The following is a 23349-nucleotide window of genomic DNA, read 5'->3' on the forward strand; positions in this document are numbered from 1 at the left end:
TACTAACCCACTGATGTCTTTCATCAAGAACCCCTTATCCTTCAATAACATCAGGAATTCTACTGAATACTCAGCAGCTTTTCTGACCATTTCATCAACTTAACTGCTTTTGTTATGTATAGAGGTTAGTATTTCAAGGAATAAGGAATCAGGAAAATTAATATTTTTAATTAAATTTATTTGTTTAGAGTGTCGCTTTTTACTCAAGATCGGAGTTTTTACTCACCCCAGCTCAAAAAGTTTTTCTATTTATATTTAATATAAAGGTAAAGGCTTAAAATCATTCTGTTAGTGTATTGCCAGATAAACAAAAGGTAGCAACAATAAGAACAAAACCAATTATAGCTTCTAATAACAGTAAACAAACTGAACTAGGCCGATTAATTAGTCAACTGACTCTAAGGTACAGAGTCTAAACGGATTGGTGACAATTTTACAGCAGACAATTTTTTCAAAAAAATTAGGTAAATAATACCCTTAACCTTACTAACGAAGCCCGAGAAATTAGAAAAAGATATAAATGAAATAGTGAAGTGGTATTGGAATTTAAAAACACTCTACAGTGCCATCGACGAATTGACTTTTCATATGCAATCTTCTAAATTTCTGGGCTTTTAAAAAAACAAATTGAGCCAAACAGACATCGGCATTTTATATCAGGATGAAATTGCTATTGATAGGAAGCTAAGATCAATTGAGCAATGGTGCTCCGAATTAGCAGAGAGTATCAAACCTTATGAGGAAAAAGAAGCAAAGAAGTATCAATAATAAAAAAATTGAATAAAATCAATTATAAATAAGGGCGTATAGGCCACCACTAGCGGAGCGTTTTGGCCAAACAGAATTTCTTAATTACAAAATTTCTAAAGCTACCTTATGGCTGAGACGACTCACATTGCTTTTTCTTATAGCAGTAGCATCGCTTTAAATGTCATCCTTATAACTCTTGCAGTTGTTTTTCTAATGAAGCCACCAAATATAACTACGATGCTTACCGGAGCGGGTTTAAGCATTCTTTCTACACTGTTCATGATGCTTTCTTTCGCTTAGATCACCCAGTGATGAAAACGATGACTTTTCAAACACCGCTTGGTCCATACAACATACAAATCCCAATTCGGATAGCTTCTATCAAGCACTTCAACCTATTTCCATACCCGCTCTGCTGAGAAATTAAGATAGCAGCGAAATTGCTAAACTCTAAACGAGAAATGGCAGCAAAGAAAGCAGAAGCAGTAACAATGAAACAATTAATAATCGAACTTGATCAACGCATATCATCATTATCAGGATCGGGTAAGTTAAATGATAACGTCAAAAATATCATTAACCCAATCGTTGAAAGAGTGGAAAATATGTACCGAAAAGCTGTTAAAAGCCTGCCAGGAGATAAGCGTCGTGAGTTTAAACTCGAATTGTTGAAAGAAACATCGCGCCTTTTAGAGAATGAAAGCCTCTTGCCAGAAACTTCTAATGACGTTTTAAATCATCGGTGTGAAAATGCTTATCTCTATATAAAGAGGTTATCAGCGCCCAGCGTAATTGGTATGCCTTTTGGACTCGAAAAACTGCATCGGTAGTTAACAAAAATTGTAATGAAGATTTTTCTGTTGAAAAGACATTGACGATATCTATGCTTATAGCTGCAGGATGAGAAATTATTAGCTCATAAGGAAGGAGACTATCATTACCCACAAGTGGTAAAGACTAAAAATTTAAAGCCCGGCATTCCCCCGCGGAGGCCCCCGACGGGGTTTAAGTTTTTCACGCTTCACCACGGGCGGGTAATGATAGAGGCCACTTGTATCAAGGAGCTTTGAAAGGAACAAGGCGAAAGAGAAGCATCAACTTTACAGTCATTAGGGGTTTATGCTCAAATTGATGGCTATGTGGTGCGGGAATGACAAAGAGTATCTTAATCACCACAAGATGCTAGCTTCCGGTAATCCTTAATCCTCTTTCGTCACGATGTTTGTCAGCCCCATTGAATTGGGGGATCATAATGTGCTTGTTTTCTTCCTGTAAGATCGTATAACGAAGGTCGATTCGATCACTTTCCCAGCGATGTCGCTAATCGTAATTCGATCGTTTATTTGAAACGGCTCGTAAAACAAAATCGAAAAACCAGAAAACACGCTCGAAAGAACATCTTTTTAAAGCAAACCCTACCGTAAAACCCGTTAATCCAAGATCCGCTACTACCAAAGCGCCTGACATTGTACCCATCATACCAAGCGTCGTGATGGCTCAAAAATGAGCACACTGAGATACCCCACTTGGCCTAATGATCTCAGCAAATGGCGTTGCTTTACGGGTACGCGAAAAAACATAGCGGATAAGAAAGCGGGTAATCAGAGCAATAATCTGGGAGGCTAAGAAAACAACAATCTCCCCCGCTATTTTGGAAAGAGCGGTAGCGATTTTAGAGCATATAACTCAAAGAAAAGTATTGAAAGATATCAATCTATCCATAGGGTCTTCTTCTGGTTAAATATTACCGTATCAGAAGAAATCAATAAACTTGGAGAATTGCAAAGACTATGTAAGCTTCCGATTCGGCATCCACATTGCTAAAATGACGCCGACCAAAGTCAAAAGGGGTAAAACGATTAAGGCCATTTGATAATCGTGAATAGCCATAATATTAATATTCAGTGTCCATCAAATGCCGAGCAGTTAAATGTAGGATCAAGCCCATAAGCGGTTGTAACAAGGGAGCTGTGCCCCTACTCTGAAAGAGCATTCGTAAAACCTAAGCTGGTGTGCCCCGTATATGCGGCAGAACAATTTCATTAGCAAATACTAAACGTCAATACGTAACTGCTCGCAAAAACGTCCAATAACATCATTAACCCCATTATCATCATCAAAGGCAAGTGAGGCACGTAAACACAATCATTATCAAGGCCGCGGAAATAAATGAACACGCGTTATCAGCAGCAGGCGTCGGAGCGGCATTCGGCGATCCAAACGGGCAATAACAGGTCCTGCGTTCCAATCCCAATAAAAACAAGATTACAGACCATACTCTTGCCATTAACTAAGCTAAGGTGATGAGTTAATTCCATATAGGGGATGGCCCACAACGCCACAAACACGGTGACAATGGAAAACATCAGGCCCGAATAGACGCCATTAATCCAAGCCTTAGGCTTTTTGATCATAAAGATAAAAATCATGCCACAACATTTTTGTAGATTGAACGGGTATAGGTATTGCTCCAGATGGCCGGTCCCGAACGATTAACCAAATCAAGCCACTATAATAGCCGCAATGCCTGCAGCCGCGATCATCGAATGATTCCATCCCATCTGTTGAACCCAATCCGCTAGGAAAAAACACCAATAATCGTCCCGCTTATCCCCATGGTTTCAGCAATCGCCGCCATGAAGGCAAATTGATCCGTCCTAAAGCATCTTCATAATTACATTTAGATAACCGACAAAAGCAAATGCAGCACCTCTCCCCATTAATAGGCGACCGACTACCACCACCGATAAAAAATGAGAAGAACCAAATAGAAAACAGCCCGATGCACAGATCAGGGCCCCCATCGTCAATAAACACCGAGGGCCGAAACGATCGATCATCACCCGCCGGGACTTGCAAAGCTACGTAAACGTAATAATAAGTTCTCGATAAGTTCTCGCTAAAACCCCAGCACCAAAAGCGCTTAGGGAAAAGCTTTTACATCAAACCGTCAACGATCTTACCCGAAGACAGCTGCAAAAAGAACTGAAACAGCACAAATAACGCTGTTGCTTCCCACATCAACCACGCCAAGACCGCCCCTGAGGCGATCGGCTGAAGAGGCGAACCCAAAGTTGTTGAATTGGCTGTACTAGCGGCTTTCATGGTGGCTAATCTTTAATCATTAAATCTTGGAGCTGGCACGATAATGCTTTTCGGTTAAAAAGCAATAGGATTATAATTAAGTACAACGATTCCACAAACAGAACCTTATGAAACCCATTACTATTGCGATTAATCACTTTGGCTTTATCTCTGTTAAAGGAGAAAGCGCAGCTACCTTTCTCCAAGGCCAGCTAACTTGTGACGTGCGCGAAATTAATGAAACGCAAGGAGTCTTTGGCGCTTGTTGTGACTCTAAAGGGCGGATGGTAGCGAATTTTTTTGTTTTTCAAAAAAACAAAGATTATTATTTTTTACTTCCAAAATCCATGATCTCCCTCGCTGTTACGCATTTAAAAAAATATGCTGTTTTTTCAAAGCTCGAATTACTGGCTGTAAATGAAGCAGAGGTTTACCCTCTTCCAGAAATAACGCTTAAAGAATTGGACGAAAATCACTGGCGTTCTTTGAATGTTAGGGCCGGCCTTGTGTGGGTATACCCGCAGACGAGTGGAAAATTAATCCCGCAGATGATTAATTTACAAAAATGGGGGGGGATTAGTTTTACTAAAGGATGTTATATCGGACAGGAAGTTATTGCTCGCACGGAGCATCTGGGCAAATTAAAACGCCACCTTTATCGAGCCTTGGTGGATAGTGAGACCCCAACAACTCCCGGCGATGAATTAAAAAATCAAAATAATCAAACGATGGGGGTGGTTGTTGAGGCCGCTCGTAAAAAAATTGGATATGAGCTATTAGCCGTGATTCAGGATGTTGCACTTGAAAATGGAGATATCGCGTTTAGTCGGCTGCCATTGAAAAATATACAGATCGTCGCTTGGAATAACAGAGCGCTTTCATTTCGAGCGCAATAAGGGGAATAAAATGACTTCGCGGATGGAAGCGTTATTGGTGAAAAGCATCACTAAGCGATCGATACCAATGCCTTCCCCTGCTGTCGGTGGAAGTCCGTATTCTAGTGCGGTGATGTAATCTTCATCGAAACTCATTGCTTCCAAATTCCCGGCATTTTGTGCTTTTAATTGCTCGCGAAAGCGAGCGGCTTGATCTTCGGGATCATTTAGCTCGGAAAATCCGTTAGCAATTTCACGGCCGCCCACATAAAACTCAAAACGATCAGTGATAAAGTCATTTTCGTCATTCGCTCGGGATAAAGGTGACACTTCTTTTGGAAAATGAGTTATAAAAATTGGTTGTTGCAACTTTTCTTCTACAAGTTTTTCAAAAAATTCCGCTTGGATTTTCCCTAATCCGTAATGAGTAGGGGTAGCAATTTTATATTTATGCGCTAATTCGCGCGCCGTTTCGAGGTGATCAATTTGGTGGGGCGTTATTTCAGGATTAAATTGTAAAATCGCATCGCGCAGAGATAAACGCGCAAAAGGTTTATTCAAATCAATCCTCATCCCCTGATATTTTATTTCCATAACGCCAAAAATTTTTTCGGCGAGGTGGCGAATCATCGATTCAGTAAGTATCATCATATCTTTATAAGTCGTGTACGCTTGATAAAACTCGAGCATCGTGAATTCGGGATTATGCTGTGTTGAAATACCTTCATTGCGAAAGTTACGGTTAATTTCGTACACCTTTTCAAAGCCACCGACGACTAATCTTTTTAAATAAAGCTCAGGAGCAATTCGCAAAAATAAATCCATATTCATCGCATTGTGATGCGTTTCAAAGGGACGTGCAGCAGCGCCTCCAGGTAACGAATGCATCATCGGCGTTTCAACTTCAATGTAGCCACGATCGTCAAGAAAGCGGCGGATTTGCGCGATAACTTGCGAGCGAGTTTGAAATAGATGACGAGATGATTCGTTGACAATTAAATCAAGGTAACGTTGACGGAACCGCTGTTCTTGATCATGAAGCCTGTGAAACTTATCAGGCATTGGTCGTAATGCTTTTGTTAATAAACGAATCTGATCTACTTTAACCGACAACTCCTCTGTTTTTGTTTTAAAAAGCTCCCCTTCGACACCGATGATGTCTCCCAAATCCCAGGATTTAAAGTCTGAGTAGACGTCTTTTGGCAGGCTATCACGCGTGACATAAATTTGCATACGCCCTTTCATGTCTTGGATATGGGCGAAACTGGCTTTTCCCATAATCCGCCGGGCCATCATCCGACCTGCCATTTTGACACGGATAGCCTTTGCGGTTAATGCACCACTGTCGAATCGATCGTAAACAGCACATAAATCACCCGCTAAACTATCGCGCTTAAAATCATTAGGGTAAGCTTGGCCGTCTTCACGCCGCTTCTTTAATTTTAATTTACGCTGCGCGATTTGTTCATTTTCTTTTTTTATTTGATCTTTTAATTCCATATCACTGCTTATATAAAGGCCCTTATCATAACTGAGTATGAGGTTGTTGTCATTCAGCCTTGTGAACACGGATGCGATTAAAAGTGGAGGTTTTCAACAGGTAACCCGTATGAGCGAAGCGAAACATGGGAAAACAATGATGTCATCTATCGTCCCTATATTTCGCTTTTCTCATTGGGCTACTTAGCTACTGGGCCCGTGAGACGGCGTAGGAAACCTACATTTTCAATCGCACCCTGAGAATGCTTGCCTCGAAAAAAGCTCTTGGCGTTTATCCCAAAATACGAGCTACTAGGCATCAACCCCGCGACGTCGGCGTTTAGTCTCCGCACGGCTTGCGTTTGTCAGTTAGCCGTTTTTCACAGGCGGCACGCGTGGGTTTAGTTTTTTCCGTTTCTTCGGTTTCTGAGCTGCAAGTTCGACAAAATGAATAAGACTTCTAAGGCACCTTGACGATTTTGCTTTTGTGTGCGGTAACGTCTCCCGATGATAACTAACTCGCCTTCGGTGTTAATTCGATTTCCCGCTATGGGGACAAGCCTTTCTTTTATTTCCTCGAGTAAAGAAGATTTGAGGCACGTTAAAACGAAGTTGGGCCGTGGTCGCTTTTTAGACTTTCTGACCGCCGGGGGCCCCGCCGCTGGCGCGAATAAAATGCTATTCCACTTCATTTTTCATCGAGCAGTGTCATTAAAATCTTCTTGTTTTAGACAGGCCTCGATGAATAAATTGATATCGCCATCCAACACAGCCTGGGCATTACTGGTTTCAACGCCTGTTCGCAAATCTTTTATACGGGAGGCGTCTAAAACGTACGAGCGAATTTGATTTCCCCAACTGATTTCGGATTTAGAGGCTTCTAGCAAAGCTTGTTTTTCCTGTTGTTTCATCATTTCTATCTCATAAAGCTTTGCCCGAAGCTGTTTCATGGCTTGCGCTTTATTTTTATGCTGTGATCGGTCATTTTGACACTGGACCACAATCCGAGAGGGCAAATGCGTGATGCGGACTGCCGAATCCGTCCGGTTTACGTGCTGCCCTCCCGCACCTCTGGCGCGATAAGTGTCGATGCGTAATTCCTCTGGATTGATTTCAATTTCAATATCATCATCAATTTCGGGTGACACAAAAACCGAAGCGAACGAAGTATGACGGCGGTTGCTCGAATCAAAAGGAGACTTACGGACTAGTCGGTGAACGCCTGTCTCACTACGCAGCCAGCCATACGCATAACTCCCTGTAAATTCGATAGTTGCGCTTTTTATTCCAGCCACTTCACCAGGAGAAGCTTCCATTAGCGTAGTTGTGAAGCCGTGTTTATTGCCCCAGCGCAAATACATTCGTAATAGCATTTCTGCCCAATCCTGCGCTTCTGTCCCACCTGAGCCAGCCTGAATGTCAAGATAAGCATTATTTGAGTCCATTTCACCGGAAAACATACGCTGAAATTCCATTTCAGCGATTGTTTTTTCAAGCTGTTTGAAGTCTTTATTTAAATCGGTAATTAAATCCGCCTCTTTTTCTTGCTTGCTAAGTTGCGCCATTTCGATGGCGTCGCTAATACGCTGATCGATGATATCGGATTGCTGAATAAGCGCTTCTAATTCGGATCGTTCGCGGCTTAACGATTGTGCTTTTTCAGGGTCTTGCCAAACAGCAGGATTTTCAAGCTCGCGTTGAATTTCTAAAAGACGGGTTTCTTTCGTACTGAGGTCAAAGATACCTCCGCAAGACGTCGGAGCGCGCCTTCAGTTCATTAAGTTTTTCAATTAATAGATTAATTTCTAACATTTTTTACCCTATATTTATTTCATCATATCTCATTATTTTTTCTGCCAACCGGTGGTTAATGGCTATTTTTTCTTCGTCGGATAACGTATTCCAACGGCATACTTCATCAAATGTACGCCCACAGCCAATGCACACAGCATCGCCTAAAGCCGTGGCGCTGCAAATGCCGATGCAAGGTGAATCCGTAAGATTGCGTTTACCGGCGATGTTCATGGGTGAAATTTTAATGTACCTAGAGGATTTCCGCCAGACAAAAGCCAATGTAGCCTGCATGAAGCGAAGCGGAATACGGGATTTTATTCCCCTAATTATACTACTTATCTCAATTAACGGCATGATCGGTTCCGCGCGGTTGTTTAGCCCTTACTTTGCAGCAAAAACAGCCGGACCCGCGGCGTTGGTTTCGTGCTTGGTGGCGGGTTAGTAGTATTAATAGTGGCGTTTACATTTGCTGAGTTATCCACGATGTTCCCTGTTACCGGTGGGATTGTGTGAACCCCTTAATACAGCCACGGAATGGCCACGGGTTTTATGATGAGTTTGTATTGCCTGACTTTCTTGTGTTGTTATGCCGCTAATTGAGGTTCTGGTAACCTTACAATACACCAGTTTTTTCTCATCTCACTTATCTTCACGGTAATCAACACGTGTTGACACATGAAGGATTAGTGGGAGCTACATTGCTTATGTTCTTTTTATTTTGGTCCAATATTGTGAGTGTCAAGCATTTGGTTCGATCAAATGTTTTAATGACGGTTTTTAAAATTGGTATTATTCTGGTGATCGCTATCACACTTATTTAATTCTTTGATTCCATGTAAAAAATTTCTTTTCTTATGGCGGCTTTTCCCCCTCTGATTGGCATGGTATTGTATTGTCAGCGCAGTTTCGATGGGCGGCATTGCGTTTGCTTTACGGCGTTGAGCTCGCTGCTGAAACTAAAAATCACAGGCAAGCAATTCCACTCGCCATTATAGGTTCGATCGTGTTTTTTTATTATTGTATTGATTATTAAAACTCGCCTTTATTGACGCCATTCATAGCCCCTTTTTAAGAAAAGAATGCTCACAGTAGAGTAGCTCTACCGGCGATGTTGGGCCTTCTTCCGGGATTTCGGCTTTATTGGGGTTGAGTTGGTTTAGCTGCATAATTTATGCAAATACTGTCATTTCGCCTCTAGGCGGGGAGCTGATTTATGTCGCATCGACTTCCCGCATTGTCTATGGAATCAGTAAAAATGCGTATTTTCCAGCTTTTTTTCGGCTCAATAAAAAAACAATCCCTGCCTGATGCATTGCGTTAAATGGCTTAACAGATTTTATTTTATTTTTTGTTCTTTCCGGTTGGCAGAGCATGATTAATTTTTTTAGTTTCGGCCGTGGTTATTTCTTATGGAATGTGACCAATTTCCTTGATTACGCTTCGTTATCAAATGCCAAACGCAAATTTCCTCTTTAATCTGCCAGAAGGGATTTTATTATTATCTACTTTAGCATTTTATATTTGTATTTGTAATTTAATGGTATTCTGATTCGGCTGGAAAATCATTAAAAAATTATTTATCGCTATTTTAATCGGTATTTTCTTTTTCATTGTTTTCCAAAAATAAAAACAACGATGACTGCGAAATATTCAGCTCAAATACAGCTTATGACTGGTCGTTTATCTCGGAGGTCTGACATTGATTTCTTATCTCGTTTCGGTGGGGCCGGTGGCATTGCGATTATCCCCTTTGGATGGGATTGCATCGTGATCGCGCTTTTTAGTTTGATCGCTTTATACCTCGCGGCGAAATCATGCCCTCCAGAAATTTCAACGCAGAAACATTAAGCGAATACGCTAGAATCTGTGGATTCGGAGTCGACTGCGTAGTAAGGCTTGTTATTATATATTTGCTTTTCTCCTCAATTGTAGTTATTCTTCGATAACTATTTTTTCTCGTATTGTTTCCCGTTCAAAAACTACTTCTCCCCACGAAGGCGGGAAAGGCGGTTATTTAAATAATTGGTGATCCTATGAATACACCTGATTTCCAACGAATGAAAAACGACAATAAAAAAATCAGCATGGTGACTTGTTACGAATATTGGTCGGCTTACATTATTTCGAAAAGTAATGTGGATTGCATTTTAGTGGGTGACAGTATAGCGATGGTAATGTATGGTCATGCAACCACTCTTCCAGCGACAGTCGATATGATCGCACAACACGTTCAAGCTGTTTCAAAAGGTGCTCCCAATAAATTTATTATCGGCGATATGCCTTTTTGCTCTTATCGAAAAAACTTAACCATGAGCATGAATGCAATTGAAAAGCTAATGCAATCAGGCGCGCAGGCAATTAAGCTAGAAGGTGCCGATGACAGTAATTTAAAATTAATTCGTCATGTCGTGAAATCGGGAATTCCAGTCATGGGTCACATTGGTTTAACTCCTCAATCTGTCCACGCTTTCGGTGGTTTTAAAGTTCAAGGCAAAGAACAATCGGCTGCTGAAAAATTAGTGACGAATGCGAAAACATTGGCTAAAGCTGGTTGTTTTGCGGTGGTATTAGAATGCGTGGCAAGCGAATTAGCAGAATTAATAACCGATTCGATTTCCATTCCCACAATTGGAATTGGCGCCGGTCCTGCAACTTCTGGACAGGTACTGGTATTACAAGATCTTCTCGGAATGAACGACCAATTTAAGCCTAAATATCTTAAAAAATTTTTAAATGGTTTTGAGCTTATAAAAGAAGCATTGAATAGTTTTGATAACGAAGTAAAAACCGCTCTTTACCCTCATCATGAGACACATGGTTATTGAGAAAAATAATGACTAAAGCGATTGAATCATTAAACGATTGGCAATTAATTAGGGAAACGCTGAACGATTTTTCCATCGGTTTTGTTCCCACAATGGGGAATTTGCATGCTGGTCATCTGAGTTTATTAGAGCGATCCAAATGTGAAAATGAAATCACGGTATTAAGCCTCTTTGTTAATCCTACCCAATTCAATGATAAAAATGATTTTAAAAATTATCCGCGCACCTTTGACCAAGATATTGCAATGGCAAAAGAAAACGAGCTCGATTACGTTTTAACTCCAACTAACGAAGCGCTTTACCCCGATCATTATACTTATAAAATTACAAATACCACTATCAACAACCAAGAAGCCGAATTTCGACCCCACCACTTCGATGGTATGCTTACGGTAGTAATGAAATTATTACTTCTTACAAAACCAACTCGCGCTTATTTTGGCGAAAAAGACTATCAACAATTGCGATTAGTAAAAGGCTTAGTACAAGCCTTTTTTCTAGATACTGAAATCATCGGCTGCGAAATTGTACGAGATGAATTTGGGTTACCTCTAAGTTCGCGCAACCGCCGTTTGACAGAGAACCAATATAAATTAGCCCAACGTTTCTCTGAGATTTTTCACTCGGGTACTTCTTGTGAGGATATCAAAAAATCGCTTATTCACGAAGGCATTAAAGTGGACTATGTGGAGGATTATGACGATCGCCGTTTTGCGGCTGTATATATAGGGAATATCCGATTAATTGACAATCTTGTTTTGTAAACATTGGATAACTTGCTTTTAATATAAGTAAATAAAAGTATCCACTTATTCAAGAGACTAATTAAATAAAATTGAAACCCAAGTTGATCGAATATTTACATTTTTAACATAGGGGACTAAGAATGTTAATTTCTGTTTTAAAATCAAAAATTTCTTATGCTATGATTACTCACAAAGAGCTTAATTACATAGGAAGCATTACTATCGACGAGGAAATTATGGAAAAAGCGCAGCTCACTGCCAATGAGCAAGTACACGTTGTCAATCTCAACAATGGCGAACGGCTGGAAACCTATGTCATCTCCGGAAAAAGAAATAGCAATATCTTCGCCTTAAATGGTCCCGCCGCTAGAAAGGGGAAATCAGAGATCAGCTTTTTATTTTATCCTACGCGTTAATTGATCCAACAAAGGAAAAGCTTTGACCTGTTTTGGTTGATTTAAAACTGAATAACTAACCTCCCATGCAGATAGTTCATACTGCCAGAAAACTTCTTCACGATGAATTTATAAACAGCATAGAAAACACTATCCTCTTCCTTGTTTACCACCGAAAATAGTTTTCTGAATTAGCTCAGTCGATAAAAAGTTTAGGCTATAATAATTTTTGGAATTGACTGGAAGCAAGAAAAAATAAATTCGATTATCTGGCTTTTTTAGATAAAAGGGGTTCTATTGGTGATCCTTTACATCCGACCTATAAAAATAGGATCGGATTATCCTGTTAGGCAAGTCTCAAATATTCTCCCGATTTCAAAGCATGCTATAATATTTTCTTTCTCACTTTACACAAAGATTGCTCTCAGCATGAAAGTTTGACTTCCAAAAAAGACATAAATACCATTTTTAAAAAACATTTTCCTACTATCTATGCTAATTGGCGCTTCCAATTACAACAACAAAAACTCAATCCTTAACACTATTGGCTTTTACCCTGTCATCCCTGGCAATTTGAAAATGTGTTACCTCAAAAGTTTAGTCAATTGATTTCAGAGAATAAACTTTTTTGATTTGATACAGTTTCCTTAACCATTCCCTTACACTATCATTTCGCACTCTGATCCTTCGCTTTTCTACTCCCAAGCTGCATCTCAACTGCCTATCGGCATCCGCATCACTAGCGTGGCACGAAGAATATAACCGGGCACTTGTCGCATGAGGACCGGATTGGAAACCTACTACAACGTATTTTTGCAAAAGAGAACCATTTTTTTTTAAAATATTTATGATTATATTGATAGAATTGAAGTACATGTACAATCATTTCCAATCATTATGATAATGACTAACGTCATTTAAGCGCACTCATGAGAGAAAACCTCCTTATCCCTTTTTCCGAGAACGAAACGATTATTCTGTTGATTTTCCTCTTTAGCCATTCGCCTTTATCAAAATTACTAATTTTGATTAAGGTAATGCACACTCAAAAAAATTTTTTCCTACGTCATGTAGCTCTCACTTTAAATGCTTTTTTGTATCTCTATTTAATTTATGGCATTGAGTTAGAAGCCAATACAAAAATATCTTAATCGTTTTCAAAGAATAGCATCCAACACGATTCATTAATCGTGATTTAGGTGATATTTATATTCACATCCCAACACTTCAACAACAAGATTTCATGTTACTTCAAGACGCGACAACTCTCATACTGACAAACCATCCAAAAGTTTCACGCTACAAAATTCTGCATACCGTTTAATCAAACACGCCTTACAGTCTCATCTCCTGCTCGCACTTGTACTACGCCGTCAAACCTCAAGCACTCTGGCGCGTCCTTGCCCAGTTTAGTCATGAACGGTTCGTACAAACAAAGCCACGTGTTTCCCCTATGCGCTGGAAAGAGGAATATCGACGGCTATTTCAAGACAACTAGCCCTTAAAATGTCTTAGTCGCATGCGTTTGCTAAATAAAAGAGAAGACATTTATATCGATAGCAGAAAAACCCCTCTCTGATTCTGTTGATTTTTAAAATCCTTGCTTTGGAAAAAAGGAACTTCATCTTCTATAGTTTTTAAACAAAATTAGCAAGGAAGCTATTTTATGAAACTCCGCCAGAGGCGTTTTTTCTTCCTCTTTATCATTTTTCTTCTGCTGCCTCTTAATGCTCTTTGTGCTAAAGAGATCGCATTAACCATTGATGACTCCTTGTTTGTTGGCCAAATTCACAGTGATCCAGGCAAATATCGCCGCGAGAATAATCGCTTCGTGAAAATTTTAACACCATTGATCAATATCACATACCCACCACAGGTTTTGTAACGGCCGGTTTGATTGAGTAAGTCCAATGGGAATGATTCCTTTCATTTAAATGGGTGCAAAAAATTCTGAGAAATCAGAGTTATTCTTACAAAAATTTAAATCATAAGGCAATAGATTGGTGTATTTCTGATATTCAAAAAGCTAATCCTATTTTAACAAACTTACTTTCCACCAAAAAATACTACCGTTTCCCTTATCTTTCCGAAGTGGCAGGAAGATCGAAATACAAATAATTTAGAAAATGTTTATTTTTGAACAATTTCATTTCCCCACCGATTACAGTGGATGTGAAAGATTTTGAGATTAATTTTAGATTTTTAAATATTCCCTGGGAGAAACAAAAATTATACTTGAACAGTTTTCGTCAACACTATCTTAATTTCATATTGGCACAAACACTTAGAGTACGAAGAAAATCTGAAAAGAAAGTGGATAGACCAACAAAATTAATTTTACTCATCCACATGAATGTAATAAATTCTTATTTTATGGAAGAGATTATTGAGCTTCATCAAAAACATGGATCGCTTCATCAGCTTACCTGGAGCTCTCAAAGGCCCTCATTATAAATACGAAAAATCAAAGTCTACAGAGAGCGCAATGTCCTCATCAAGCTATCCTGTGATTCAAAAATGACGCATTAATTGTTAAAAAGTAGCAATTAATCTCTCATCTCTTGTATAATATTTTTTTAATTAATAAAACGCATGAAAATTATTTTTATAAAAAAAATTCTTTCTGCTGATATACCTGTTATCTATTCCAATGATCGAAATTTTTTGTTTGGCGATGGATTATTTGAAACTATTAAAACCGAAAAGAGCAAGTTCCTCTTTTTCGCTAAACATTATAACCGATTAGCGACCTTGGCTAAGAAATTATTCATTCTGATTAATTTTTCCTTGATTGAACTCAAAACTCAGTGCGAAAGTCTATTATTCCATATAAAAAACAAGCTGATATTTATCAAACTCTTTGTATCACTGATATTAGACGTAATGAATATTTCCCCTTGTTTCAACTTAAAAACACTTAATTTTTTAGAACCTATTTTAACTAGACAACAAGCGATAAAAAATGAATCTGCTGAAGGGGTTATGCTAAATACCAAAGGTGCTGTAACTGAGAGGAGCGTTGGTAACTTATTTTCTATTATTAATCAGAAAATATTTACACTAAAAATTGAGGATGGTTTATTACCCGGGATTGTGCGCCAGATAGTTATCGATATCGCCACCAAAACTGACATATCTATTAAAAAAACTTTATCTCCAAAAGATCTTTTAGAGGCCGACGAAATATTTCACACCAATAGCCTTGTTGAAATTCAATCACTCTCAAAAATTAATGAATACCCGTTAGCCATTGGTGACTAAGTTTTATCAACCACTAAAATTTTATAAACCTACGAATGGTATAAATAAGCGAAAAAAAATGACAGACGTGTAAAAAGGGCGCAGCAATCTTTGATATGAGACTTCCCATTCTAGGTTGTTTTTTTATTAGCCTTAATTCCAAAACCCCCCCAATTGTTCCCATGCGTAGCCCGTCTACTGACAGGCAAAGAATCGATGGCTTCACAGCCGAAGTCACGGGAGTCCCGGCTAAAAGGCTAAGAAAAACACCATCGGTGTTTTTCTTAGCCCCCTAGTCTGTGTCTCCTCCCGACTTCGCCGTGAAGGTGTGCCTGGGTTACGCCTGTGCGGGGATGACGAAAAGCTAAAATTGAAATGGTTGTGCTAGGGGAGAATGATAGGACACCATGGACGTCTTTCTATTCTATTACATTTTATGCTCTCTACATTCACAATTGTACTATTTCTAACGATGGGTTTTCTATGCAGCGTCAAGGTCTTATTTTATCTATAGATTCGTTTAATATTCTGTCTTTTCTCTTTGCCCAGCTTCGCCGACCCCAACCCACCATAGAAAAATATCAATTTCCCTCCTTAGAAAAGGGTACGGCGAATACCTTTCGATCCTGGGACGGGTATTGCCCTCCATGCATCTTAGAAAATAAGGCTCAATGCCAAGTCAAGCCCATAATCTGAAACAGACGAACCTCTATGAAGAGATCGAAGTTTCTGGCAACAAATGGATGAAACTAGCGAACAAGGGGGCGCTTAATCCGCCAAGCTCGGCAACTCCCTCTTTCAGCGCGATGGATTGCCCAAATTGATGATAAATCAGGGTGCGAGTCATTCGAAAGGCCGCTCGTGAGCTGAATGTCACCGATTTAGGCCACATGCGTAAAGAAGATTCCAAATTATCTCAAGCCATTGAATCCTCACACTGCGTTATTTATAGGAGTGCAGAACCAGCCCGATGCGCATGGCCACTATATTTATTGTGGGCGAGCATACATTATATTTTTTCTTCAACCCGTTACGATACCACCGTCCCAGAGGGAAATTGGGACGAGACGGCTGTCTTTGAAGAATTAAAACGCCCTTATGAAAAAATGCAGACTATCATTGTCTGCCAAGCTATCACCAACAACTCCTTAGATAGTTTTAATTATTACAAATAAGTGCTTATTAAAAAAACAGAAATTAAGATCAGGCTTTTATTATCATATTTTTTTATCAAATCTGATAATAAATAAAAGCCTGGCCGTTATTGCCACTTTCGAGTTTATCGACTGAGAAACGATGTCATATAAATTGAGCGTTTAATTCTTTAATTTTTTCCAAATAATTCCTGAACTCTCTTCATCGCGTCTAGCAAAACGTGAGAATAGTTTGAATTCACTTTTCCTTTTTCATCTATTCAACCCAGTTGGGTGATAATATCTTTTGTTCGACCCCCGTTTTCATAGAGGCATGTTTTAAGATTTCGTCTATTGTTAGATTCGATTTTAAATAATCTAATCTTGAATTTCTGAAAAAGCCAAAATATCCATGAATAACGCTTCTCAACCTTTGAGCATGCTGCTCTCTAAACTGAGCAAGCATTAAACGTTCATCTCCGTTCAATTTAAACTGCAGAAGCTTATCGCCATTAAGAATTTGAGCTAACCGAACTTCAGTAGTACGTAATAGAGTGTTACTACAGAGCTCGGTTGACAGAATGTTTTATGCTTGACTCATAATGATGATCAATTTCTCCTTTTCCTTATACTTCTGAAACGGTATTGATGTCTACTTCGGCATAATGATGCAGACGAAAGATAAGACTCTTAAGAATAAAATCGGGATTGTGTTTAAAAAAGATTTCTAACCCGTTAAGAATATCCTCTCTATCGTCATAAAAATTATAGGCAATTATTACATCTTGGTATAGAAACGCAAATTTGTGAGTTTGAACATAAGTTAAATTTAACTTTGTGTTATCGAAATAAAACGTTGACTTTTAAGAGATTCCTCTTCGTATTTACTATAAAGGTCAAATGCTTCACCCACATCCGTGACTTTCTCCATTTCATTCCATAGCTTAGACCATTGATTAACTGCTTGTATAAAAGCTACTACCCTGAAGTTTATTCCCATAGGTGCCTACTAACAAATAATTGTCGTATTCAACGTTAGTTTTAGGGAATATTTCTTGAGCTTTAAATCTGTCTTGATATTCCACAGTAAGCCATCGTAATAATAAAAAAGTAAGAATGTGTCTCTGGCTCAATAAGGGTGCTGTATGCATTATAAGAATCTAATTCAAAAGATTGTCTATTTGAACCTACCGTAAATACAACTTCGCTATAAAATTCGCTTTTTACATCCTCCATAATATGAATGAGCTATAAGCTTTTTATTAGCGTCAATTAGACAATCTTTTAATTTATTTTTTTCCTTAAATGCTTCTACATATTTTTCGTTAAAAAGACAGCTATTAAAATCAAAAGCCTGCATATTAATTTTAATTGCCATGACATTATTAAAATAAGTGAATATTATATATGGATAAGATCGATTATATTTATATTAATATTAGATATTAGCGATGATTTTACTATAGTAAGAATAGAGAAACAGTAGGGTCGCTTGAGGCACGTATGGTTGAGTGCCAGATCACATGCGACTTGAGAAAGCTATTCCCATCGGGAAAACCAACTTATGAATTTCAATAATTTTTCTGTTTTTTGAGCTACCGACTTTTTTCGCTGAAATTGCCTTTGATGTGCTCGCGCGTTTCAATAATCAGAAGATGTTTTTAGGGATCAATATATAATTTAGTTTTAATTTTTTAATTACAAGGGCTTGATGCTAAGAGGGCGAAGTGTTTACCGGTATTTCAAGGAAAGAAACAATCCGATTTATCATCGCTTTTAACGATATTCGGTTGGGAATAGTACGCTTCCACCTTAACAGCCATTTCTATCCCAATCGATATCAAAAGATGCTTAACCATGTGAATGATGGTGAGTCAAGAAAACACCAGAGATAGTGTCACCAGCGTCTATTGAAAATGGCCTATTTCCCCCCTCTGGGTCGTGAATCTCTCCTGAGACGGCGCTTATATTTTTTTAACTTCCAGGTTTTGCATTGTTTTATTAACAAAACTCATCTCCATATTCCAATGTGTCAAGAGCGAAAGCAAAAAACGGAGTTACTGAAAAGAGTAAGATTAGAAATAATTTTTTCACATTAAACTCATTATTAAAATCACTGAATGAATTTTGACCACTTTTTCAAAGTGCTTAATTTTTGGACACAGTGACTATAGAAATAGGAAAGAGCCGGATATTAGCGTGTTGGTTGGGCTGCGAAGCCCAACAGATAAAATCTATTTAATGTTGGGTCGTATAGGATTTGAACCTATGACCAACGGATTAAAAGTCCGCTGCTCTACCAGCTGAGCTAACGACCCCCGCTTGTTGTGTGGCCTTGGGGCGATTCTTATTGCCCAAAAACACCTAAGACGAGCAATGATAACGATTTCTGGCAAAATGACAAGGGTTGGGAGTGGATTAGTACGATATCGGTGGAATTAAAATTCATCCAAAATAGCGTCTGAAAGTGAGTCTATCGGGGTTTAGCTTGTTGGAGCTTCTCATAGCGATGACTATGTCGATTTGACTGTGCTTGCTTATCCGGCTCTTACCGTTACAGTCTTATGGTGGCCAATCGTCGTTCAGCAGAGGTTGGATTGCTAAGAATCGCAAGCCTTTATAAGAATTTCATAGCCTTAATTAGATTTACCAGGACGCGGAATTATAACTCATTTGAAAATAGAAAGCGAATCTCGGGATTATCTTTTTCAACTCAGTCAACTAACGATGGAAAGCTATCTCATTAAAGCAATTCTTCAAGCAAAACAAGCTGCGGATCACTGTGGAATATTATCAATCGAGTCACTAAAAGGCAAACGGAAGCAAGTATTGGAATCAAGGCTTAGCGCGTGGTGTTAATAACATATGCACGATCAATAAAAAAACACCTACGCAAATAGCACTATCAGCCACATTAAAAGTGGCGAAGTGCCAATCTTTAATATGAAAATCGATAAAATCAGTCACATACCTCCAATGAAGACGATCGATAAAATTGCCGAGTGCTCCCCCAATAATTAACAATAATCCCAGCGAGATCATAATCTCCGAACGGGGGGTTCTGCTTAACCACAAAATTAGAAAGACGGAAACAACGAAAGAAATAGCGGCAAAGAAAATAATTTGCCAACCGTTTTCCGTTCCTAAAAAGCTAAATGCGGCGCCGGTATTGTAACTTAATGTGAAATTTAAAAATGCTAATATTTTAACAGGATGTCCAAAGGCTAAAAAATGATTTGCCAAGTATTTACTCGATTGATCAAGAAGGATCACCAACACACTCAACCACAGCCATGAGCAGGCTTTTTTGATTTTTTCGTTACCATTGTCTATTCCTACGCAAATTGTCGTATTTCGCCGTTTTCAAATGTATTGCTCACACAGCGATCACACAAATCGGCGTGTTCTTTAATCTGCCCCACACTGGAGCGACGCTGCCAGCAGCGCGCGCACTTTTCAAATTCAGACACGTTAATTTCTAACGCCAAACCAGGCAGAGCGGTATCAAAAGCTGCCTTACCTTTTTTATTGAACGGTGACATACTTGCTTCTGAAGTAATTAATACAAAACGCAGTTCTTCATCAAGTGTTGCTATAGCGGCATCCAATCTTTCATCCGCATACAACACAACTTCAGCGGCTAATGCCGAACCAATTTTACCTTCATTACGATACGTTTCTAACGCTCTATTCACCTCATCGCGAATTTGCAACAACAACTGCCATTGCTGCTCTTCTTCCTCGCTTAATGCCGCATTGGGAAAATCCGAAAACCAGTGTGTTAAAAAAACAGAAGGTTCACGATCACCCGGCATAAATTGCCAAATTTCATCGCCCGTGAAGCTAATAATAGGAGCTATCCAACGGACAAATGCCTCTGCAATATAATACAATGCGGTTTGCGCTGAACGCCTGGGTAAACCCGCTTGTTTGCTGGTGTACAACCGATCCTTAATAATATCCAAATAAAAGCTGCCCATTTCTACTGTGCAAAAATTATGAATTGCCTGGTAAACAGCAGGAAAACGATAGTGATCGTACGCGGTAATAATTTTTTCCTGCAATTTTTGCGTGGTGAAAATAGCCCATCGATCTAACGCGACTAATTGATTTACCCCCACCTTATTTTTTTTAGGGTCAAAATCATATAAATTCGATAATAAAAATCGTGCCGTGTTACGAATTCGCCGATAGGCATCTGAAGTGCGCTTCAAAATTTCATCTGATACATTTACTTCTACAGTGTAATCCATCGAAGCTGCCCATAAGCGCAGCACATCAGCGCCGAGATTCTTCACCACATCGGTGGGTAGAATGATGTTACCCAGCGATTTCGACATTTTTCGACCTTGGCTGTCGACCACAAAACCATAAGTCAATACCGATTTATAAGGCGCTTTATCGCGAATAGCCAACGAGGTTAATAAAGATGATTGAAACCAACCACGATGTTGGTCGGAACCTTCTAAATAAATATCTGCCGGTACCTTCAATTCGAGACGTTTTTTCAACACACAAAAATGCGTCACTCCCGAATCAAACCATACGTCCAAAACATCCGTTACTTTTTCATAATGATCAGCATCGTCGCCCAATAAAAATTTCGGATCTAAATCAAACCAAGCATCCACACTTTTTTTTTCGATTAATTTCGCTACTTTTTCCATCAAAGCCGGCGTCTTAGGATGCAATTCGCCCGACTTTTTATGGATAAATAAAGGAATGGGAATTCCCCATAAGCGCTGTCGCGAAATACACCAATCTGGACGATCAGCTACCATCTTTCCGATCCGCGCCTCTCCCCACGCAGGAAGCCAGGTTACTTTTTCAATTTCCGCTAATGCCCGACCGCGCAATCCATTTTTATTCATGCCAATAAACCATTGGGGCGTTGCGCGAAAAATCAATGGCGTTTTGTGCCTCCAGCAGTGAGGATAACTGTGTTGAATGGTTTCCGAATGCAATAAATGTCCGCTATCCGCTAACAACACGATAATCGGTTCATTCGCTTTAAAAACCGGCTGACCACCCACCAAAAACATGTCAGCGATAAAACGACCTCTCGGATCGACGGGACTATTAATGGGTAAATTATATTTTTCAGCAATGAAATAATCTTCCAAACCGTGCGCTGGCGCCGTGTGCACATTGCCTGTTCCGGCTTCTGTCGTTACGTGTTCGCCTAAAATAATGGGAACAATTCGATCCAGAAAAGGATGTTGTAATTGCATTCCCTCTAAAGCGTCGCCTTTTAAATTGCCATGCACTTCGTAGTCATCGACACCGTAACGTTGCATGGCACTGTCTACTAGGTCCTTTGCTAATATTAAATAAATAGGTTGATTTTGTAATTCGCTTTTTACAAGCGCGTAATCCAATTCAGGATGAACGCTGACCGCTTCATTGGCTGGTAAAGTCCATGGCGTCGTGGTCCAAATGGGAACTGATACCCGAGTCGTTGCATTTTTCACGCCAAAACGTTGCCGCACCACCTCAGCGTCGACCGCTTCAAATCCTACGTCAACGGCAGGCGATGCTTTATCGCGATATTCGACTTCCGCCTCTGCTAACGCGGAGCCGCACGCCGAGCACCAATGCACCGGTTTTTGCCCACGCAGCAAATGACCATTAGCCACGATTTTTGCTAACGCCCGCACTGTATCCGCTTCGTAACCAAAGTCCATCGTAAGGTAAGGATGTTGCCAATCACCCAACACACCTAATCGTTGGAAGTCATCCCGCTGGAGCTCAATTTGAGAAAAAGCATAATCTCGGCAAGCTTGACGAAAAGCACTAGCTGATAATTTGTCCTTACCTAATTTCTTCTCTACATTAAGCTCGATAGGTAAGCCATGACAATCCCAGCCCGGAACGAAGGGAGCATCAAAGCCACTTAAGATTTTAGACTTAACAACGATATCTTTGAGCGTTTTATTAAAGGCAGTGCCCAAATGAGCCCGACCATTAGCATAAGGAGGGCCGTCATGCAAAATAAACTTGAGCTGCCCTTCTCTGTCTTTGCGAATTTTTTGATAAAGATCGAGTGCTTGCCAACGAGCCAGAGTCTGCGGTTCTCGCTCAGGTAAGTTCGCCCGCATCGGAAAATCGGTTTGAGGGAGGTTCAATGTGTCTTTATAATCTGTCATTATCCGCCTTTGATAAAGGATTTCTCAAAGAAATGCAACCGTCAGTGTCATTCGTAAAAATATACCTCGCACAAACCGCATCTGGGCCCGGGAAGCCGCTTGATCTATCGTCTGCGCATCGTTACCGCCATTCTTGTTACTTTTGACATACGGTTTGACGTGCTGCGGACCGATCAACTGTGTTGGGACCTCTATACATAACAAAAGCAGTTAAGTTGATGAAATGGTCAGAAAAGCTGCTGAGTATTCAGTAGAATTCCTGCCGGTTCAACCACTCTGTATACAAACGATTGAACACCCGTTTGATCCGCTGCATTAATCTCAAGCTTCGCTCTCTAAAATCAACGCTAGCTTCTTCATAAACCCGCTTGGTGACACGCGCATTCGGCGCATCTTTTTAACAGCGGAACGTTTTGTTGTTCCACCGTCTTACCCCTTAAACTCTCTCCCACAACCAGGAACAAGAAATTACATTAAACTTAATTAACTATCTTTTCTTAACTGCGCGCTTCCCTAGTAATTAGTTTAATTGGCGCGCATCTATCTAGCCGTTCCCCTCGATATTAATCGAAGCTTTATCGGCCCTTTCCTCCAAAACCAATTGACTATTACCACTCGCTCGAACATCAAAAACTATCGTCCTCAATTCCTTTCACCTCTGTTCGTTGAAATTTCTAACGAATCAGTTTTAACCGTCGTGACAATATAAGATTGTAAATTATATCCGTTCTAACAGCGACTTATTGAGGTTTCCCCCGCTGGATTTTTAGCGCTGCGCTTGGATCGGAGCAGGAGTGTTATCTCCTGATAGAGCGAACGAATTGGTATTGTGACAAACAGAAAATTAATATTTTTATGCTAAGTATTGCTTACGATGGTGAT

At 39.7% G+C, this 23349-nt stretch carries 11 protein-coding genes, 1 tRNA gene and 12 pseudogenes; 12 read left to right on the forward strand and 12 right to left on the reverse strand.

The window, feature by feature from the left end; all coding sequences use genetic code 11:
* The first annotated feature begins 296 nt into the window (after positions 1–296).
* Together FIV31_RS03735 and FIV31_RS03740 are read left to right on the forward strand one after the other, a co-directional pair.
* A pseudogene (locus FIV31_RS03735) lies at positions 297–1050 on the forward strand (hypothetical protein).
* 140 nt (positions 1051–1190) lie between these two features.
* Positions 1191–1580, forward strand: a complete 390-nt coding sequence (locus FIV31_RS03740) for a hypothetical protein (RefSeq protein WP_280123868.1) — start codon at positions 1191–1193, stop codon at positions 1578–1580.
* A 369-nt stretch (positions 1581–1949) separates the two neighbouring features.
* Here FIV31_RS03740 and FIV31_RS03750 read toward each other — a convergent pair.
* Together FIV31_RS03750 and FIV31_RS03755 are read right to left on the reverse strand one after the other, a co-directional pair.
* A pseudogene (locus FIV31_RS03750) lies at positions 1950–2433 on the reverse strand (mechanosensitive ion channel domain-containing protein).
* A 105-nt stretch (positions 2434–2538) separates the two neighbouring features.
* Positions 2539–3855: pseudogene (locus FIV31_RS03755) on the reverse strand (MFS transporter).
* A 107-nt stretch (positions 3856–3962) separates the two neighbouring features.
* Here FIV31_RS03755 and ygfZ point away from each other — a divergent pair.
* A pseudogene (ygfZ, locus tag FIV31_RS03760) lies at positions 3963–4744 on the forward strand (CAF17-like 4Fe-4S cluster assembly/insertion protein YgfZ).
* On the opposite strand, the gene lysS reads toward ygfZ, so the two are convergent.
* The 4 genes and pseudogenes from lysS to FIV31_RS08190 form a co-directional block, all read right to left on the reverse strand.
* Positions 4713–6209: a lysine--tRNA ligase gene (lysS, locus tag FIV31_RS03765; RefSeq protein ID WP_280123869.1), complete on the reverse strand. Its 1497-nt coding sequence runs from the start codon at positions 6207–6209 to the stop codon at positions 4713–4715. The pseudogene ygfZ and the gene lysS overlap by 32 nt on opposite strands.
* 291 nt (positions 6210–6500) lie before the next feature.
* Positions 6501–6900 (reverse strand): annotated as a pseudogene (gene arfB / locus FIV31_RS03775) (alternative ribosome rescue aminoacyl-tRNA hydrolase ArfB).
* A protein-coding gene (gene prfB, locus FIV31_RS03780; protein ID WP_280123871.1) for a peptide chain release factor 2 occupies positions 6884–8000 on the reverse strand; the annotation gives its coding sequence in 2 pieces (ribosomal slippage) (positions 6884–7924 and positions 7926–8000; 1116 coding nt in all). Before prfB ends, arfB begins: the two are co-directional and overlap by 17 nt.
* A gap of 3 nt (positions 8001–8003) precedes the next feature.
* The gene (locus tag FIV31_RS08190; protein WP_341873964.1) at positions 8004–8336 is read right to left on the reverse strand and encodes a DUF1289 domain-containing protein; all 333 of its coding nucleotides are present in this window, start codon (positions 8334–8336) and stop codon (positions 8004–8006) included.
* 538 nt (positions 8337–8874) lie between these two features.
* On the opposite strand from FIV31_RS08190, the gene FIV31_RS03795 reads away from it, so the two are divergent.
* From FIV31_RS03795 to FIV31_RS03830, 8 genes and pseudogenes are all read left to right on the forward strand, one after another.
* On the forward strand, positions 8875–9015 hold the full coding sequence (locus tag FIV31_RS03795; protein WP_280123874.1) for a hypothetical protein: 141 nt from the start codon (positions 8875–8877) through the stop codon (positions 9013–9015).
* Positions 9016–9617: 602 nt separating this feature from the next.
* Positions 9618–9830, forward strand: a complete 213-nt coding sequence (locus FIV31_RS03800; protein WP_280123875.1) for a hypothetical protein — start codon at positions 9618–9620, stop codon at positions 9828–9830.
* 185 nt (positions 9831–10015) lie between these two features.
* Entirely contained in the window at positions 10016–10807 is a 792-nt protein-coding gene (gene panB / locus FIV31_RS03805; protein ID WP_280123876.1) for a 3-methyl-2-oxobutanoate hydroxymethyltransferase, read from the forward strand.
* Between the two features lie 8 nt (positions 10808–10815).
* Positions 10816–11571, forward strand: a complete 756-nt coding sequence (locus FIV31_RS03810) for a 4-phosphopantoate--beta-alanine ligase (protein ID WP_280123877.1) — start codon at positions 10816–10818, stop codon at positions 11569–11571.
* A 122-nt stretch (positions 11572–11693) separates the two neighbouring features.
* A pseudogene (locus FIV31_RS03815) lies at positions 11694–11995 on the forward strand (aspartate 1-decarboxylase).
* 534 nt (positions 11996–12529) lie between these two features.
* On the forward strand, positions 12530–12580 hold the full coding sequence (locus FIV31_RS03820) for a hypothetical protein (RefSeq protein ID WP_280123880.1): 51 nt from the start codon (positions 12530–12532) through the stop codon (positions 12578–12580).
* 1960 nt (positions 12581–14540) lie between these two features.
* Positions 14541–15236 (forward strand): annotated as a pseudogene (locus FIV31_RS03825) (aminotransferase class IV).
* A gap of 695 nt (positions 15237–15931) precedes the next feature.
* Positions 15932–16363, forward strand: a pseudogene (locus FIV31_RS03830) (nucleoside deaminase).
* Between the two features lie 1165 nt (positions 16364–17528).
* Here the strand turns inward: FIV31_RS03830 and FIV31_RS03835 are convergent.
* Both FIV31_RS03835 and FIV31_RS03840 read right to left on the reverse strand, forming a co-directional pair.
* Positions 17529–17699, reverse strand: a complete 171-nt coding sequence (locus FIV31_RS03835) for a hypothetical protein (RefSeq protein WP_280123878.1) — start codon at positions 17697–17699, stop codon at positions 17529–17531.
* 867 nt (positions 17700–18566) lie between these two features.
* A tRNA-Lys gene (locus FIV31_RS03840) sits at positions 18567–18639 on the reverse strand.
* Positions 18640–18753: 114 nt separating this feature from the next.
* Between FIV31_RS03840 and FIV31_RS03845 the strand changes: the two are divergent.
* A pseudogene (locus FIV31_RS03845) lies at positions 18754–19180 on the forward strand (type IV pilin protein).
* On the opposite strand, the pseudogene lspA reads toward FIV31_RS03845, so the two are convergent.
* The 4 genes and pseudogenes from lspA to FIV31_RS03865 all read right to left on the reverse strand — a co-directional run.
* Positions 19157–19647 (reverse strand): annotated as a pseudogene (gene lspA / locus FIV31_RS03850) (signal peptidase II). The pseudogenes FIV31_RS03845 and lspA sit on opposite strands and share 24 nt — an antisense overlap.
* A gap of 9 nt (positions 19648–19656) precedes the next feature.
* Positions 19657–22467 carry an isoleucine--tRNA ligase gene (gene ileS / locus FIV31_RS03855; protein WP_280123879.1) on the reverse strand — a complete coding sequence of 937 codons (2811 nt, stop codon included), beginning with the start codon at positions 22465–22467 and terminating at the stop codon, positions 19657–19659.
* A 63-nt stretch (positions 22468–22530) separates the two neighbouring features.
* Positions 22531–22656 (reverse strand): annotated as a pseudogene (locus tag FIV31_RS03860) (IS110 family transposase); the annotation flags it as partial.
* 358 nt (positions 22657–23014) lie between these two features.
* Positions 23015–23237: pseudogene (locus FIV31_RS03865) on the reverse strand (head GIN domain-containing protein); the annotation flags it as partial.
* Positions 23238–23349 lie beyond the last annotated feature (112 nt).

The organism is Coxiella endosymbiont of Ornithodoros amblus, assembly GCF_019425495.1.
Classification (GTDB): Bacteria; Pseudomonadota; Gammaproteobacteria; order Coxiellales; family Coxiellaceae; genus Coxiella.